This window comes from Corynebacterium sp. (assembly GCF_012838985.1).
Classification (GTDB): domain Bacteria; phylum Actinomycetota; class Actinomycetes; order Mycobacteriales; family Mycobacteriaceae; genus Corynebacterium.
The window spans coordinates 1-16,530 of record NZ_DUOE01000154.1; the positions used below are offsets into that span (position 1 = coordinate 1).

A 16,530-nucleotide genomic window follows, 5' to 3' on the forward strand; every position below is an offset into this window, starting at 1 on the left:
ACGCCGACGGCAACGAGATCGAGGTGGAGGGCACCGGCTTCTTCGCCCGCTGCCTCCAGCACGAGGTCGGCCACCTCGACGGCTTCCTCTACACCGACGTCCTCATCGGCCGCTACAAGCGCCAGGCGAAGAAGACCATCAAGGCCCACGGGTGGACTGAACCGGGTCTGACCTGGATGCCCGGCGAGGTCGAGGACCCCTTCGGGCACTAGATGGGTATCTTCCGCTCCGACGACGTGGCCGTCGGCGACCGCATCGTCGTCCGTCGCCTCCTGCCCGACACACCCGGGCACCTCTCCGACATCATCGGCCACGTGGTCAACGTGTCACCGCTGGTGGTGCGTCCGCAGCTGGTCGGCGGTTTCGAGTCCACGGCGGACGCGGTGGAGATCCCCGCGGAGCTGGTCAAGGTGGTGAAGAAGCTCTCGCCGCGCCGGATCCGCAACTCCGACATCCGCGCGGTGGAGGTCGCCACCGCGAAGGCCTTCCCTGGCATCGAGCACACGTGGACCACCGACGGCCAGTGGCTCATGCGCGCCGGCGACGGCATCACCGAACGCTCCAACTCGGCTGCCCCGCTGGGCCGGTCCGCCGGTTTCGGGGCGGTCCCGCTCGCGGAGCTCCGTGAGTTCTACGCCCGCCACGGCCTGCCCGTGAAGGTGCTCATCCCGGAGCGCATCGGCGCGCCCGCCGAGAAGCTCGTCGAGGCCGGTGGCTGGCGGCTCGGCCCGGAGATCATCGTGATGACACGTTCGCTCGAGGATCCCCGCCCGGACACCGGGCAGTCGCTCGTCCCGGAACTGGAGTTCCGCCTCGACGCGCAGCCCGACGCCGACTGGCTGGCGCTCTACCACTTCCGCGGCCACCCGCTGCCCGTCGAGGCGCTGCGTCTGCTGCAGGACCAGATCGACGGCGAGATGGGTTTCGGCCGTCTGCTCACCGCCGCCGGCGAGACCGTCGCCATCACCCGCGGCACGCTCACGGCCTCGGAGGACGGCCGTTTCTGGCTCGGATACTCCGCCGTGGAGGTCGCCGAGGCTTATCGACGCCGCGGCCTGGGCACCCGCCTCGGCGCCGAGATGCTGTCCTGGGGTGCGGCCTCGGGGGCCACCGACGCCTACCTGCAGGTCATCGCCTCCAACGGGGCCGGCCGGGCGCTGTACACCAAGCTCGGGTTCTTCGAGCACCACCGCCACCGTTACGCACGGCTCGAGGAGTAGACGGAAAGTGCGGCGGCCACACAGCACCCCGCACTACACTGTGACCCGGACCACCTGCACCCCCATCAACTGAGGAGCCCCTCATGGCCATGCAGTTCAGCGTCAACCTCTCCTTCCCGGGTAACGCGGCAGCAGCCTTCCGGCACTACCAGCAGATCTTCGGCGGAGACCTCGAGCTCCTCACCTACGGCGACATGCGCATGGACGACCTGCCCTTCGATCCGCCGGCCGACGCCGTCGCCCACGCCACCCTCACCGTCGGCACCCTGCGCATCGCCGGCGGCGATGCGACGGAGCAGGACGCCCCGGGCCTCGGGTCCGACGTCTACTCCCTCCTCCTGCAGTTCGACTCGGTGGCGGAGGCGGAGGGTGTCGTCGAGAAGTTCCTCGCCGGGGGCGCCGAGGCCGTCATGCCCTTCGAACCCGCCCCGTGGGGCGACCACTACGGGCAGGTCCGGGACCGGTTCGGCGTGCTGTGGATGTTCAACGCCACCGAGGGCTGAGCCCCGGCTAGGGTGTACGGCATGCGGATCGTCAGCTGGAACGTCAACTCCGTGCGCACACGCGCGGACCGGATCGTGGATTTCCTCACCCGTCACGATGTGGACGTGCTGGGGATCCAGGAGACGAAGTGCACCGACGCCCAGTTCCCCTACTCCGTGTTCGAGGCCGCCGGCTACGAGGTCGCCCACGCGGGCACCAGCCAGTGGAACGGTGTGGCGATCGTGTCGCGCGTGGGTCTGGAGGACGTCGAGAAGCAGTTCCCCGGGCAGCCGGGCTTCGACAAGGAACCGCACAACGAGCAGATCGTGGAGTCCCGCGCCATCGGCGCGACGTGCGGCGGCATCCGGGTGTGGAGCCTGTACGTGCCCAACGGCCGGGAGATCGCGGACCCGCACTACGACTACAAGCTGCGCTGGCTCTACAACCTGGGCTTCCACGTGGAGAACTCCCTGCGGGCGGACCCGGACCAGAAGACCGTCTACCTGGGTGACTTCAACATCGCCCCCCGCGACGAGGACGTGTGGAACATCGACTTCTTCGCCGGGAAGACGCACGTCACCGAGCCGGAGCGGATCGTGTTCGAGGGGCTCATCGAGGCCGGTCTCACCGAGGTGACCCGCCCACTCACCGAGCAGCGCTTCACCTACTGGGACTACAAGGGTTTCCGGTTCCAGAAGGGTGAGGGCATGCGGATCGACTTCCAGCTGGCCACCCCCGCGCTGGCGCCGATGGCCACCCACGCGTTCATCGACGTCGAGGAGCGCGCCGGGAAGGGCGCGTCGGACCATGCTCCCGTGGTGGTGGACTACGTGGAGAAGGCCACGTTCGATGAGGTCCGCTGACTCCTGTGACTCTCGCCCTCGACCTCAACACCTGGCAGCTGATCGGCCTCATCGTCGACTACTCCATCAAGATCCTCGCGATCGGTCTGGTGCCGGAGGGACGTCGTCCGAGTTCCTCCACCGCATGGCTGCTGGCCATTCTGCTGCTGCCCTTCATCGGGCTGCTGCTGTTCCTGCTCATGGGTTCGCCGTACATCAACCGGCGACGCCACCGTATCCAACGGGAGGCGAACGTCATGATCGAGGACGTCCAGTCCCACGTCCCCGACTGGCCGGAGGGCAGCGGGCTGCGACGGGAGGTGCAGTCGGTCATCCGTCTCAACCGGCGGCTGACCAACCTGCCGGCGGTCATCGGACACAACCACGGGGTGTACGGGGACTACGAGGAGACCATCCGTCGGATGGCCGCCGCCGTGGATGAGGCGGAGGACCATGTCCACGTCGAGATCTACATCACCGCCTGGGACGACACGACCGACGTGTTCTTCCGCGCCCTGGAACGGGCCGTGCAGCGCGGCGTGAAGGTGCGCTACCTCTTCGACCAGATCGGCTCACTGAAGTACCCCGGCTATTTCAAGCTGGGCAGGCAGCTGACGGAGATCGGCGTCGACTGGCAGCTCATGCTCCCGCTCAAGCCGTGGCGCTTCAAGTTCCGTCGCCCGGATCTGCGTAACCACCGCAAGCTGCTCATCATCGACAACCGTCTCGGGTTCATGGGGTCCATCAACATGATCGACCGTTCCTACCTCTTGAGCGCGAACCAGCGGAAGGGCCGGCAGTGGATCGACACGATGGTGGAGCTCTCGGGTCCCGTCGTCGCCTCGATGTCGTTCATGTTCGCCGTGGACTGGTACGCGGAGACCAATGAGCTGCTCGACCTGGAGCCGCCGCGTGCGGATCCGCACCGTCCCGGCCCGGAGAGCGAGAACATCATCCAGCTCGTCCCCTCCGGCCCCGGTTACACGACGGAGCCGAACCTGCGGATGTTCAACTCCATCGTCCACATGGCCCAGCACCGACTCGTGCTGTGCTCCCCCTACTTCATCCCGGACGAGTCCCTCCTCGAGGCCGTGACCTCGGCCTGCTACCGCGGGGTGCAGGTGGATCTGCTGGTCTCGGAGCAGTCGGACCAGTTCATGGTCCACCACGCGCAGTCCTCGTACTATCAGACGCTGCTGGAGGCGGGGGTGCGCATCCACCTCTTCCCCGCCCCGTACGTGCTGCACTCGAAGTTCAACATCGCGGACCCGGGGGCGGATGACTCGGTGGGCACCGTCGGCTCCTCCAACATGGATATGCGCAGCTTCGGCCTCAACTACGAGGCCACGCTGATGATCGCCCGGGGCGACATCCTCGACGACCTCATGGAGCTTGCCGACGCCTACCTCGCCGTCTCCCGCCGCCTCACCCTCGAGGAGTGGAACGACAGGAGTTTCCTGCGTCGCTACGTGGACAACATCATGAAGCTGACGTCGGCGCTGCAGTAGCGCGCCCGGCGTACAGCGCCCCGGCCGTCGCCACGAGGGAGCACGCCACCATGCCGACGGCCATGGTCAGGCCCGGGTTCCCGCCCAGGCCCATGAGGGGGCTGACCAGCCCGGCGATGCCGAACTGGGCGAAGCCCATGAGCGCGGACGCGGAGCCCGACCGCGCGCGGACCAGTCCGGTGCCCAGGGCGGTGGAGTTGCCCATGACGATGCCGTTCTGGGCGATCGCGAGGAACAGCAGCGGCAGGATGAGCCACACGGTGGGGTGCAGCAGCATGGTGACCACCAGCAGAACCCCGGCTACCAGCTGGATGCCCAGGCCGGTGAGCAGGATCCGGTGGGTGGGGAGCCTGCCGATGAGCCGGGCGTTGAGCATGCTGCCACCGATGATGCCGACGCCGTTGAGCGCGAACACGAGGGCGTAGACCTGCGCCGACATGCCCAGTTCCTCCTGCATGAGGAAGGGGGAGGCAGCGATGTAGGCGAACATCGTGGCGAAGCCGAACGCGAAGCTGACCAGGTAGCCACGGTAGCCGCGGCTGGCCAGGACGAAACGGGAGTTGTCCAGGAGGCCGCGCACCGTGGCGGGGCTGCGCTCCTCCGGGGGCCGGGACTCGCGGATGACACCCACGACGACGAGGACCTGGACGGCGGCCAGGCCGGCGAGTATCCAGAAGAGCCCGCGCCAGCCGAGCGGTCCGGACAGGAGGCCACCGGCGACGGGCGCCAGGATGGGGGCCACCCCCTGGATGGTCATGAGCAGGGCGAAGGCGCGGGCGGCCCGCTCCCCGGAGGCCAGATCGGGGATGACGGCGCGGGAGAGAACGACCGCCGCCCCGGACCCCAGTCCCTGGACGAGCCGCGCGAGGATGAGCAGCTCGATGCCCGGCGCAAGGGCGGCGAGGACGGCGGCCCCGAGGGCGACGACGGTGCCCGCCAGCATGAGGCGGCGACGTCCGAGAGCGTCGGAGAGCGGGCCGATGATGAGCTGCCCGAGGGCGAGTCCGGCGAGGAAACCGGAGAGGGTGAGCTGCACCATCGGCTGGGTTGTGTACAGATCATCGACGATCGCCGGGAACGCCGGCAGATACATGTCGATAGAAAAGGGCGCCGACGCCGAGAGCAGGGCCAGTGCCAGGAGCAGCGGCACCGTCAGACGCTGCGGTGCCCGAGGTTGACTTTCCATTCCGGACACCCTAGCGCAATGGTCATTTATTTCTGCCGGTGATAGATTCAGGTGGACGCTGGTTGTCTTGAATATGTACGTGCAGTAAAGGGGCGAGTAATGACCGCTGAACGGATCAGGCTGGTCCCCCTGCCCGGAACCCAGCACTTCATCAACCCGAAGCAGATCCCCGCCGAACGTGACTTCGTCGCACTCTCCGCCTTCGGGGCCACGGTGCGCTGGGGCGGGGTGATCGGGGCCGTGTTCACGCTGATCATGGCCGTCTACCTCATCCTCGACGGCGCCCTCGGGCTCGGTTCCACCGGCGTGGCGCGGCTCTTCGACCTGGCGACCAACCCGATCATCGGCCTGCTCATCGGCATCCTCGCCACCGCCGCGATCCAGTCCTCGACGGCCGTGACCGCGCTGACCGTCACCGCCGTCGGTACCGGCGGCATCTCCGTCACGGTGGCGATCCCCATCATCCTCGGCGCGAACATCGGCACGACGATCACGGCGTCGATAGTGGCGTTCAGCTACATCGGTGACCGGGCCAGCTTCCGCCGCGCCTTCGCCTCGGCGTCGCTGCACACGTGGTTCAACACGCTCTTCGCGCTGGCCGCATTCATCCTGGAGCTGACGATCCAACCGCTGAGCAGGTTCGCCGACATCGTCTCCGGGTCCGTCAGCGGTGAGAGCCCCTCCGACACGGGGCGCGGCCTGTTCCAGCTCTACTCCCCGCTCATCGACGCCCTCGGCGTCGACGGTCTCCTCGGCTCACTGTTCGACCGGCGTCTGGCGGCCGTGCTCGCCATCCTCATGGGCACCCTGCTGGTGCTCGGCGCGATCCGCTTCATCAACGCGCAGCTGTCCGTGCTCACCGCCGCCACCACCCGCACCCTCCTGGAGCGTTCCTCCGGAGCGTCCAACGCCCTCGGCGTCACGTCCGGCACGCTGGTCACCATGGCCGTCAACGCCTCCTCGGTGACCGTCTCCTCCCTGCTGCCCTTCGCGGTGGCCCGCACCCTGACGATGCGCGAGGCTCTGTCGGTGACGCTCGGCGCCAACGTCGGCACCACGCTCATGTCACTGCTCGCGGCGCTGGCCGTGCCGGGTCAGCTCGGTGCCCTGGCTGTGCAGGCGGCGCTGGCGCACGTGATCTTCAACGTGGTGGGCACCATGCTGGTGCTCCTCTTCCCGCCGCTGCGCGACCGGATCATCGCCCTGGCGGAGTTCTCCGGACGGGTCGCCGCCCGCGGCTACTCCGTGGCGGCGGCGGCCATGGCCGTGGGCTACTTCGTCTTCCCGGCGCTGGTCATCCTCCTCTACACGGTGATCTTCTGACCGGTCAGGCGTCGCGACGCTGCAGCACGACGACGCCGAGCACCCACGCCACCGCCGCCCACAGCAGGAAGTAGGCGCCGGCCCCGTGGATGCCCCAGGGGACCTCCTCCAGCGGGTGGTCCGTGAGGAAGGACTGCAGGTTCTCGAACGGCAGGTAGGAACCGATCCGGGACCCGATCCGCGGGATGAGACGGAAGACCGCCTCCAGGCCCATGAACCAGATGAGCATGAGCGCCACCGTGCCGGCGGTCTGCCGCAGCAGCAGCGCCACCCCCTGGCTGATCATGACCAGCATCGCCGCCGCCGCCGGGTAGACCCACATGATCTCCTGCGCCGCGACGTCCTGGAAGGGCCGGAACATCTCCGCCGCCGACTCAGGTGCCAGCCACTTCGCCAGGAAGAATCCGACGACGACGACCACGAAGGTCAGCGCCGCCGCGAAGGCCGCGTAGAGCAGGAGCTTGGCCAGGGCGACGGTCCAGCGGCGCGGCGTGGCCAGGTAGGTGACCGACTGCACGTGGTAGCGGTACTCGGTGGTCACCAGCATGATCGCCTGGATCATGAGGACCGGGAAGCCGATGAGGTAGACCGTCGTCGCGATCGTCGACGCCCACAGGGTGGGGAACCCGCCGTCGGCGGGCAGCGTCGTCGAGCCGGTGAGCGCTGCCCAGCCGAGCCCGGTGACGGTGAACAGGAGCGTGGTCCACCAGAAGGACGTTGTCGTCCGGAGCTTGGTGAACTCCGCCGCCAGGATATTCAGGAACACTGCTGTCTACTCCGCCTTCCGGGCCTGGTACTGGACGTCCTGTCCGGTGGAATCCATGAACGCCTCCTCCAGGGAGGCCTGCCGCAGCGACAGTTCATGCAGCTGGAAACCGCCGGTGAAGGCGAGGGCCCCCACCTCCTCGGTGCTGCTGTCCGCGATCTCGAGTCCGGCGCCGTTGACCGGGGTGACCGTCAGCCCGGCGCGCCGCAGGTGCTCCGACAGCCCCGCCTGGTCCTCCGCGCGGACGAGCACGGTCTGCGCGGAGTGTTCGCGGATGAACTCCTCCGTGGTGGTGTCGGCCACCAGCCGGCCCCGCCCGATGACGATGAGCCGGTCGGCGGTCAACGCCATCTCGGAGAGCAGGTGCGAGGAGATGAGCACGGTGCGCCCCTCCGCCGCCAGGGCCCGCAGCAGGCCACGGACCCAGCGGATGCCCTCCGGGTCGAGGCCGTTGACGGGCTCGTCGAGCACGAGGATGCGGGGATCCCCGAGCAGCGCGGCCGCCAGCCCGAGGCGCTGCCCCATGCCGAGGGAGAACCCGCCGGTCTTCTTCTTGGCGACACCCTTGAGCCCCACCAGGTCGAGCACCTCGTCGACGCGTGTGAGGGGCAGGCCGTTCGACTGCGCCAGCCAACGGAGGTGGTTGGCGGCGGAGCGGTTGGGGTGGACGGCCTTGGCGTCGAGAAGCGCCCCCACGACGGTGAGCGGACGCCGGAGCTCACGGTAGGGGCGGCGGTCGACGAGTGCGGTGCCGGCGGTGGGCGTGTCGAGGCCCACGATCATCCGCATCGTCGTCGACTTCCCCGCGCCGTTGGGGCCGAGGAAACCGGTGACGATGCCGGGCTGCACCCGGAACGACAGGTCCTCCACCGCCCGGACCGGCCCGTAGTCCTTGGTCAGCCCTTCAACGTGGATCATGATTCCCACCCTGCCACACGACTCAGAGAGACAAGCTGCGAATTGCCTGTACAAGTCCCGGGAGCGAGGACGCGAAGGCGGGCATGAGAGGAAGCTCATAAAGTTCTGAGAGCCGCACCCAGCGCAACTCCACCGACTCCTCGTTCGGGAAGGTCTTCAGCGGGCCGCCGGTCGTGGTGCGGGCGATGACCGTCGTGTACGTCCAGCCTCCCGCCAGCTCCGGCTGCTCCGGGTCCGCGGGGAAGGGCCCCGCCGTGACCTCCTCATGGAGCACCTCGATGAGGGAGGGCTCGAGGGAACACTCCTCGACGGCCTCCCGGACGGCGGCCTCCACGACGGTCTCGTGGGAATCCCGCGCCCCGCCGGGCAGGGCCCACGTGCCACCGTTGTTGGTCCACAGGGCCCGGTGCTGCATGAGCACCAGCGGATCCGCCCCCTCACCAGCGAGGAGCATCAGCCCGGCCGCCCCGAAGCGGCCCCACACCTTGGCGCCGGGTCCTGCCGCCCAGCCGTTTCCGTCTCCGATCATGCCCCCGAGCGTAGTCCCCGGTGCGGGACATGGCGTAGGACACACTCAGCGGGTTATCATGTGTCAATGACCGGCGCGACGGAGTCCCCCGAGCCAGCGCAGCGGACCTCGGGGCCTCAGACTGAGCGTGCCCCGGCGGGCGCGCTGCTGCACTACCGCCGCACCCGCCTGCGCAACGGCGCCCCGGGGTCCTCGAAGGCGTCGAAACGCACCCCCGTCGAGGATGACGGCGCGGACGTCCCCGAGGACACGCGCGACCACTGGCTCGACGAGGTCTCCTCCGACGAGGACCACCGCCGCCGCGGCGCGATGGTCCGGGTGATGGACACCTTCGCGGTGCCGTACCTGTGGCTGCGCCGCATCTTCGCGTTCCTGGCGACCACGCCGGGCAAGCTGGTGAGCATCACCGTGATCCTCTCGGTGGCGATCTTCGCCGCCGGCTGGTCGATGTCGCAGTCCTCCTCGGACCGGCAGTCGGACCTGGACGTCCTGCTCACCACCACCGAACCGATGAGCTACGCGGCGCACAACCTCTACACCTCGCTGTCGCTGGCCGACACGATCGCCACGACCGGTTTCGTGCAGGCCGGCGTCGAGTCGGCGGGCACCCGCGCCCGGTACAACGCCGCCATCGACCGCGCCATGGTCTCGGCGACGGAGTCCGCCGCGGGCCTCGACCTGCGGGACCGTTCGACGCTGCAGCTCATCTCCGACATCGAGCGGCAGATCCCCATCTACACGGGGCTGGTGGAGACCGCGCGCATCAACAACCGCATGGGCAACCCCGTGGGCGTAGCGTACATGGCGGAGGCGTCCTCCCTCATGCGTGAGGAGATCCTGCCCGCCGCCGCCACCCTCTTCGCCGCCACCTCCAGTGACGTCCGTGAGCAGCAGCACCAGCTCACCCGCCCCCAGTGGGTGCCGCTCTCGGGTCTGTTCGCGGCGGTGTTCTTCCTGCTCATCGCCCAGTGGCTGCTGTGGCGCATGACCCGCCGCCGCCTGAACAAGGGCTTCCTCGCGGCGACGGGGCTCATGCTCGTGGCCATCGTGTGGGTGTCGGCGTCGAACTTCACCACCTGGCAGGCCGGCACCCGCGGTTTCGCGGAGGCCTCGATGCCCTGGGACTCGCTCACCGCCTCCCGTATCCAGGCGCAGCAGGCCCGCACCCTGGAGACGCTGTCGCTGGCGCGTCGTCAGTCGGTGGCCGACACCACCACCTCCTTCGAGGCGACCGCCGACGCCGTGAACGTCGCCCTCAACGACTTCGAGCAGGCCGAGGGGCACAACCCGCTGGCCTCCGGCGCCAACCGCGCGCAGATCGTCGAGGCCCGCACCGCCCTGGCCGACTGGCAGGCCGCCCACGACCGTTTCGTCACCGCGATGAACTCGGGCAGCTACCAGGAGGCCGTGCGCCTGGCCACCACGACGACGTTCGTGCCGGGGTCCCCGCCGACGGCCGCCGCCTCCTACGACCGTCTCGACGGCGCCCTCTCCCGCCTCATCGCCGACGCCCGTTCCTCCATGCGTGCCTTCATCAACGACGGTCTCACCGCCACCCAGCTCGTCTCCACCGCGGTGCTGCTGCTCAGCGTCCTGGCCATCCTCGCGGTGTGGATCGGCGTGCGCCCCCGCCTGCAGGAGTACCTGTGATGCGCCGCGCCCTCGCCCTCACCCTGTCCGTCGCGCTGCTGCTCAGCGGCTGTTCCCTGCCGACGCTCGAGTTCCAGCGCTCCCCCGACGAGGGGCGGCCCGCCCTGCCGCCGCGCCCCATCGCGCACGCCTACGGCCCGCCGATGCCCGCCGGTTCGACGGTGGAGAATCCCGGTGCGGAGGCCCCGCGGGAGATCAACACGTGGGACGTCGTCGGGTCGCTGCGCCCCTACGAGGGGGAGCATGACCTCGCGTTGACCATCCCGCGCATCGTGGAGCGCGGCCGCATCATCGTCGGCGTCGACCAGTCGCAGAACCTCCTCTCCTTCCGGGACGGCGTGTCCGGTGAGCTGCAGGGTTTCGAGGTGGACCTGGCCCGGGAGATCGCCCGCGACATCTTCGGCGACCCCGAGCGCGTCGACTTCCGCTTCGTCGAGTCCGCCAGCCGCATGGAGTCCCTGGAGAAGTACGACGTCGACCTGGTCATCCGTACGATGACCGTCACCCGTTCCCGCCAGCAGGACGTGAGCTTCTCGACGCCCTACCTCACCACCGACTCCCGCCTCCTGGTCATGCGCAACTCCGCCATCCAGAGCGTCGCCCAGCTGCCCGGCCGCACGGTGTGCGTCACCGACGGCTCGACCGCCCTGGAGAAGGCCCGCATGTACGCGCCGCAGTCCCGGATCCTCAAGACCCGCGGCTGGGCCGACTGCCTCGTCGCCCTGCAGCAGCACCAGGCCGACGCGATCCTCTCCGACGACACGATCCTCTCCGGCATCGCCGCCCAGGACCCCTACACGGAGATCGTCGGCGAATCCCTCGCCTCCGAGTCCTACGCCGTCGCCGTGGCGCGCAGCACCACCGAGCTCGACACCGACGGCCTCGTCCGCCAGGTCAACGCCACCATCGAGCGGGTGCGTGACGACGGCACCTGGTGGCGCCTCTACGACCGCTGGTTCGCCGTCTACCTGGCCACACCCGGCCCACCCGCCCTGAACTACCGCGCCGAGCCACCGCCGGTGCCTCCCACCCCGCCCGAGCCACCCGCAGAGGAGGAGACCCCGTGAAGGACAACGACCTCCCGGAGCTGCCGGACATGGACGACTCCCCCGGCACGCAGGCCGTCCACTTCGACCCCTTCGCCGACGATGACGACGACGGCGTCAGCGACGCCGGCCTCGACGCCCTCATCGCCGACCTCGGCAACCTCCGCGACCAGCACGAGGCACCCACCATCGCCACCGCGGCAGGCACCGCGGCAGGCACCGTGGCCGGTGGATTCCTGACGGGACCGGAGACGGCGCCCACGGCGGCGTCGATAAGGGACGACACCTCCGCCCGCGCGCGGCAACTCGCGCTGTCGACCTTCCGCGAGCGGCGCGGCACGCAACGCGGCGGCCGCACCGTCGCCGACGGCATGGTCGACCTGCCGTTCATCCTGCCCGCGAGCCCCGAGGAGGCCCTGCGGGATCCGGCGGAGGCCGCGAAGAAGGGCATCCCCGCGCCGCACCTCAACCCCGGCGACATGGTGGCCGGGCAGTACGAGATCCTCGGCGTCATCGCCCACGGCGGCATGGGCTGGATCTACCTGGCCAACGACCACTTCGTGTCCGGACGTCTCGTCGTGCTCAAGGGCATGCAGTCGGAGAAGTCGGCCGACGAGATGGGCGCGGCGGTCGCCGAACGGGAATTCCTGGCGGACATCACGCACCCCGGGATCGTGAAGATCTTCAACTTCATCGACGACCCCCGCGTCCCCGGCGGCTTCATCGTCATGGAGTACGTCGGCGGGCCGTCGCTACGCAGCCACCGCAACAGCCACGAGGGCCACGTCCTGCCGCTCGACCTGGCGATCGCGTACATCATCGAGGTGCTGCCCGCGCTCGACTACCTCCACTCCCGCGGCGTGGTCTACAACGACCTGAAGCCCGACAACATCATCGTCACCGAGGACCAGGTCAAGCTCATCGACCTCGGCGCGGTCTCCGGCATCGGCGCCTACGGCTTCATCTACGGCACCAAGGGCTTCCAGGCCCCCGAGGTCTCCGCCGAGGGGCCGAGCGTGGCCAGCGACATCTACACCATCGGCCGCACCCTCGCGTCGCTGACCGTGCACATGCCCAAGGACGAGAACGGCATCTACCGGCCCGGCCTGCCCAGCCCCTCGACGGAGCCGCTGTTCCGTAAGCACCTGAGCTTCTACCGGCTGCTCACACGCGCCACCAACGCCGACCCGGCCCGCCGTTTCCGCGACATCTCCGAGCTGTCCACCCAGCTCTACGGTGTGCTCCGCGAGGTCATCGCGATCCGCACCGGGCAGCAGTTCCCCGCCCAGCACTCGCTGTTCTCCCCGCAGCGTACGACCTTCGGCACGAAGCACCTGGTCTTCCGCACCGACCAGCTCATCGACGGCATCGACCGCACCGTGCGCATCACCTCCCCCGAGGTCGTCTCCGCGCTGCCCGCCCCGCTCATCGACCGCACCGACGTCGGCGCCGGCATGCTCTCCGGTTCCTCGTACACCGAGCCGCAGGAGGCCCTGGAGACGCTGCGTCAGGCGATGAAGACCCCCGAGTACGAACAGTCCGCGGAGATCCCCCTCGGCGTCGTCCGCGCGATGCTCGACCTGGGCTTCACCGGCCAGGCCCGCACGTGGCTCTCCTCCCTCGAGAGCCGGCTGGGCCACGACTGGAGGTTCCAGTGGTACTCCGGCGTCACCGCCCTGCTTCTCGACGACTACGTCTCCGCCCAGAAACACTTCGCCGAAGTCCTCAACATCCTCCCCGGCGAGGCCGCCCCCAAACTCGCCCTCGCCGCCGTCGACGAACTCATCCTCCAGCAGCTCGGCCACCACCACAGCGCCCTCCTCCCCGAGAAGGTCGCCCGCGCCGCCTCCCTGCTGAGCGCCAGCCTCGACTCCGTCGACCCCGAGGTCTTCGGCCAGATCAACCCCACCTGGGTCCACGTCTCCCAGGACCCCGCCCACCTGCGCTTCAACGCCATGGGCCTCTACGGCCTGGTGTGGGCCACCAACCCCACGACCGTCTCCTCCGCCTTCGGACTCGCCCGCCAGCTCATGGCCGAGGACCAGATCGAGATGGCCGTCGCCGCCCTCGACCGCGTCCCCCAGGCCTCCCGCCACCACCGGATGGCCCAGCTCACCACGATCCTCCAGCTCATCTCAGGCACCCTCACCGAATCACGCATCCGCCGCGCAGCCCGCCGCCTGGAGGAGATCCCCACCAACGAGCCCCGCTTCCTCCAGATCAAGATCGCCGTCATGTCCGCGGGCCTCAACTTCCTCCGGGACGCCGACGTCGAATCCGCCGCCTCCCCCAACGACCTCTTCGAGTACCCCTTCACCCAGCGCGGCCTGCGCTACGGCCTCGCCTACACGCTGCGGCAGCAGGCCCGGCAGGCCCCCTTCTCCCGCCACCGCTACGCGCTGGTGGACCTGGCGAACCAGGTGCGGCCGGTGACCTGGTTCTAGGGGGCGCGGCCCGCGTGTCGTGATTCCACGTCAACACGCAGCCTCTTTTGTATTTTCGCAGGTCGCGGGGTGTGGCGGGCGACGTTCACGTGGGATCTCGCCGCCTGCGTATCACCGTGCTGACCAGGCGGGCCCACCGCCCCGCCACAGCGCCGGGTCCAGCGGCACGCCCCGCTCCGCAACCCTCCGGTACATGCTGACGATCCGCGGGACGGCGGTCCCGTCGAGGTAATTGTCATTGTTGACCCGGAAGGGCAGTACCCCGAGGTTCACGATCCTGTGCTGCCGGAGAAGATCGTCCTGCGCGGCGATCCCCGCCGGGATGCCGTACCCGCCCGAGAATTTTCCCCTGCCGTCATACTCCACCCCGAAACCGATCTCCGGCCAGAAGAAGTCCAGCCGCGCCACGAAGTTCCCCCGGTGGTCATAGAGGCTGACCTGCTGGAGCGGCGCTGGCAGCCCGGCCCTCCACAGCTCCACCTTCAGATCGGATTCCCGGGGACTGCCCGACCACCGGGTGGCCAGGGCCACCGCATCCCGCATGTGCCTGATCCCGTGCACCCGCGACGCGGCGGCCAGTGCGGAGCGCAGGTCCGCCGGTTCCGCCAGGTCCTCCGCGAGTGCGAAGTCCAGGCACCGCACCGCGTCCTTCAGCCCGTGCCAGCGCGCCAGGTCCAGCCCCGTGGCCGCCGGACCGGTCACCCTCACCTCCCCGAAACCAGTGGTGACGTTCTCTGCGGCCACCGCCTGCGGCAGTGACAGGTGCCGGTAGATGGTCCCCTTCCCCGCCCGGCCTCCCCGGGTGGCCCCGTAGGTGGCCAGCTCCACCCGATGTGCTTTCCCGGAGCCCGCGAGCGGCATGCCGTGTATCAGCGCCGCTGACTTCCCGGCCGGAATCAGAGTTGCGGCGGCCGCGGCGGCGGCGACGATCCTGGCGACCGCCTGTTCCCTGTGACCGAGGCTGGTCCAGTCGTCGCTGCGGATGTAGATCCCCCTAGCCAGTCTGACCCGTCCGCTCGTGCTGAGAAATCTTCTGCGTTCCCCCGATGACATCGTGGCGATGTCGATCAGAGGCCCCCCGACCCGTGACATGGGGTCCACGCTAGCCCGCCGATCCCCCGGGTGCTCGCCGGAGCGGCGTGATTCCACGTGAACGCGCGGCCTCTTTTGTGTTTTCCCAGGTCGCGGTGTGGGGCGGGTGGTGTTCGCGTGGAATCACGTCACGGCGGCCTCCAACGCGAAAGCCCCCGACCACCAGGGGTCGGGGGCCACACGTGGAGGCGGCTACTGCTTGGCCAGGGCGGTCGCCTTCTGGGCGATGGCCAGCTCCTCGTTGGTCGGGACGACGAAGACCTTGACGGCGGAGTCGTCGGTGGAGATCTCGCGCGGACCGTCGTTCGGCAGGTCGTTGCGCTCCGGGTCGATCTTGATGCCGTACATCTCGAGGTCGGCCATGGCGTCCTCGCGGACGAACTTGGCGTTCTCGCCGACACCGGCGGTAAAGGTGATCGCGTCGACGCGGCCGAGGGCGATCATGTAGGAGCCGATGTAGCGGCGCAGCTGGTGGATGTAGATGTTGTAGGCGGACCAGGCGTCGGTGTCGCCGTCCTCTATCATCTGGCGCAGCTCGCGGAAGTCGTTGACGCCGGACATGCCCTTGATGCCGGACTGGCGGTTGAGCAGGGTGTCGATCTCGTCGATGGACAGGCCCGCGGTGCGGTAGAGGTGGAAGATGATGCCCGGGTCGATGTCGCCGGAGCGGGTGCCCATGACGAGGCCGGCCAGCGGGGTCATGCCCATGGAGGTGTCGATCGCGTGGCCGCCCTGGACGGCGGAGCAGGAGGCGCCGTTGCCCAGGTGGAGGACGATCTGGTTGACGCTCTTCGGGTCCTTGCCCAGGAGTGCCGGGACCTGCTGCGAGATGAACTCGTGGGAGGTGCCGTGGAAGCCGTAGCGGCGGACGCCGTTCTCGCCGGCGACCTTGGCGTTGACGGCGTAGAGGGCGGCGGCGGGGGGCATGTCTGCGAAGAAGCCGGTGTCGAAGACGGCGACGTGCGGGATGTCCGGGAGGATCTCGCGGGCGACGACGATGCCGTCGACGTTGGCCGGGTTGTGCAGCGGGGCCAGCGGGATGATGTCGCGGATCATCTCGACGACCTGGTCGTTGATGAGCTCCGGCTCGGAGAAGACCTTGCCGCCGTGGACGACGCGGTGGCCGACGGCGGAGATGTCGACGTCGTGGGGGCCGACGCCGTGCTCGGTCATGATCTGGAAGGAGCGCTCGAGGCCGACGGAGTGGTCGGCGATGGGCTCGGTGACCACGTGCTTCTCGCCGCGGATCTTGATGGTCATGGTGCCCTGGGGCTCACCGATCTGCTCGACGAGGCCGGAGACGAGCGGCTCGTCGTTGGCGTCGGCGGTCGGGTCGAGGACCTGGAACTTGATGGAAGAAGAACCGGAGTTCAGGACGAGTGCGTAGGTCATTTAGTTTCCTCCGGCCTGGATGGCGGTGATAGCGACGGTGTTGACGATGTCCGGGACGGTGGCGCCACGGGAGAGGTCGTTGACGGGCTTGTTCAGGCCCTGCAGGATCGGGCCGACGGCGAGGGCGGAGC

Annotated in this window: 16 protein-coding genes; 9 read left to right on the forward strand and 7 right to left on the reverse strand. The window is 69.1% G+C overall.

What is annotated here, in order from left to right:
- From GXZ33_RS09000 to cls, 5 genes are all read left to right on the forward strand, one after another.
- The coding region (locus tag GXZ33_RS09000) for a peptide deformylase (RefSeq protein ID WP_291340658.1) at positions 1 to 212 on the forward strand (212 nt) is incomplete at its 5' end.
- Positions 213 to 1,220, forward strand: a complete 1,008-nt coding sequence (locus GXZ33_RS09005) for a GNAT family N-acetyltransferase (RefSeq protein ID WP_291340660.1) — start codon at positions 213 to 215, stop codon at positions 1,218 to 1,220.
- Between the two features lie 83 nt (positions 1,221 to 1,303).
- On the forward strand, positions 1,304 to 1,723 hold the full coding sequence (locus tag GXZ33_RS09010) for a VOC family protein (RefSeq protein WP_291340663.1): 420 nt from the start codon (positions 1,304 to 1,306) through the stop codon (positions 1,721 to 1,723).
- A gap of 21 nt (positions 1,724 to 1,744) precedes the next feature.
- A complete protein-coding gene (locus GXZ33_RS09015) occupies positions 1,745 to 2,566 on the forward strand; it encodes an exodeoxyribonuclease III (RefSeq protein WP_291340665.1) in 822 nt (273 codons plus the stop codon).
- Between the two features lie 5 nt (positions 2,567 to 2,571).
- Positions 2,572 to 4,053: a cardiolipin synthase gene (gene cls, locus GXZ33_RS09020; RefSeq protein ID WP_291340667.1), complete on the forward strand. Its 1,482-nt coding sequence runs from the start codon at positions 2,572 to 2,574 to the stop codon at positions 4,051 to 4,053.
- On the opposite strand, the gene GXZ33_RS09025 is transcribed toward cls, so the two are convergent.
- On the reverse strand, positions 4,025 to 5,239 hold the full coding sequence (locus GXZ33_RS09025; protein ID WP_291340669.1) for a multidrug effflux MFS transporter: 1,215 nt from the start codon (positions 5,237 to 5,239) through the stop codon (positions 4,025 to 4,027). The two genes, cls and GXZ33_RS09025, sit on opposite strands and share 29 nt — an antisense overlap.
- Before the next feature lie 99 nt (positions 5,240 to 5,338).
- Between GXZ33_RS09025 and GXZ33_RS09030 the strand changes: the two genes are divergently transcribed.
- Positions 5,339 to 6,562, forward strand: a complete 1,224-nt coding sequence (locus tag GXZ33_RS09030; RefSeq protein ID WP_291340671.1) for a Na/Pi symporter — start codon at positions 5,339 to 5,341, stop codon at positions 6,560 to 6,562.
- A gap of 4 nt (positions 6,563 to 6,566) precedes the next feature.
- Here the strand turns inward: GXZ33_RS09030 and GXZ33_RS09035 are convergent, their stop codons facing one another.
- Genes GXZ33_RS09035 through GXZ33_RS09045 form a run of 3 tightly spaced genes read right to left on the reverse strand, consistent with a single transcriptional unit; the run spans position 6,567 to position 8,775 of the window.
- Positions 6,567 to 7,328 carry a multidrug ABC transporter permease gene (locus GXZ33_RS09035; RefSeq protein ID WP_291340674.1) on the reverse strand — a complete coding sequence of 254 codons (762 nt, stop codon included), beginning with the start codon at positions 7,326 to 7,328 and terminating at the stop codon, positions 6,567 to 6,569.
- A 6-nt stretch (positions 7,329 to 7,334) separates the two neighbouring features.
- Positions 7,335 to 8,246, reverse strand: a complete 912-nt coding sequence (locus tag GXZ33_RS09040) for an ATP-binding cassette domain-containing protein (RefSeq protein ID WP_291340676.1) — start codon at positions 8,244 to 8,246, stop codon at positions 7,335 to 7,337.
- A gap of 22 nt (positions 8,247 to 8,268) precedes the next feature.
- Positions 8,269 to 8,775, reverse strand: a complete 507-nt coding sequence (locus tag GXZ33_RS09045) for an NUDIX hydrolase (RefSeq protein WP_291340678.1) — start codon at positions 8,773 to 8,775, stop codon at positions 8,269 to 8,271.
- A gap of 66 nt (positions 8,776 to 8,841) precedes the next feature.
- On the opposite strand from GXZ33_RS09045, the gene GXZ33_RS09050 reads away from it, so the two are divergent.
- Genes GXZ33_RS09050 through GXZ33_RS09060 form a run of 3 tightly spaced genes read left to right on the forward strand, consistent with a single transcriptional unit; the run spans position 8,842 to position 13,915 of the window.
- Positions 8,842 to 10,425, forward strand: a complete 1,584-nt coding sequence (locus GXZ33_RS09050; protein ID WP_291340680.1) for a hypothetical protein — start codon at positions 8,842 to 8,844, stop codon at positions 10,423 to 10,425.
- Positions 10,425 to 11,492, forward strand: a complete 1,068-nt coding sequence (locus GXZ33_RS09055; RefSeq protein WP_291340686.1) for a glutamate ABC transporter substrate-binding protein — start codon at positions 10,425 to 10,427, stop codon at positions 11,490 to 11,492. Before GXZ33_RS09050 ends, GXZ33_RS09055 begins: the two co-directional genes overlap by 1 nt.
- A gap of 29 nt (positions 11,493 to 11,521) precedes the next feature.
- Positions 11,522 to 13,915, forward strand: coding sequence for a serine/threonine protein kinase (locus GXZ33_RS09060; RefSeq protein WP_291340688.1), 2,394 nt, complete (start codon positions 11,522 to 11,524; stop codon positions 13,913 to 13,915).
- A 111-nt stretch (positions 13,916 to 14,026) separates the two neighbouring features.
- Here the strand turns inward: GXZ33_RS09060 and GXZ33_RS09065 are convergent, their stop codons facing one another.
- The 3 genes from GXZ33_RS09065 to GXZ33_RS09075 form a co-directional block, all read right to left on the reverse strand.
- Complete coding sequence (locus tag GXZ33_RS09065; protein ID WP_291340682.1) at positions 14,027 to 14,776, reverse strand: hypothetical protein; 750 nt, start codon at positions 14,774 to 14,776, stop codon at positions 14,027 to 14,029.
- Positions 14,777 to 15,199: 423 nt separating this feature from the next.
- Positions 15,200 to 16,399 (reverse strand): acetate kinase, encoded by a 1,200-nt coding sequence (locus GXZ33_RS09070; RefSeq protein WP_291340684.1) that lies wholly within the window; start codon positions 16,397 to 16,399, stop codon positions 15,200 to 15,202.
- Positions 16,400 to 16,530: phosphate acyltransferase (locus GXZ33_RS09075; protein ID WP_291340690.1), on the reverse strand; the 131-nt coding region annotated here is incomplete at its 5' end.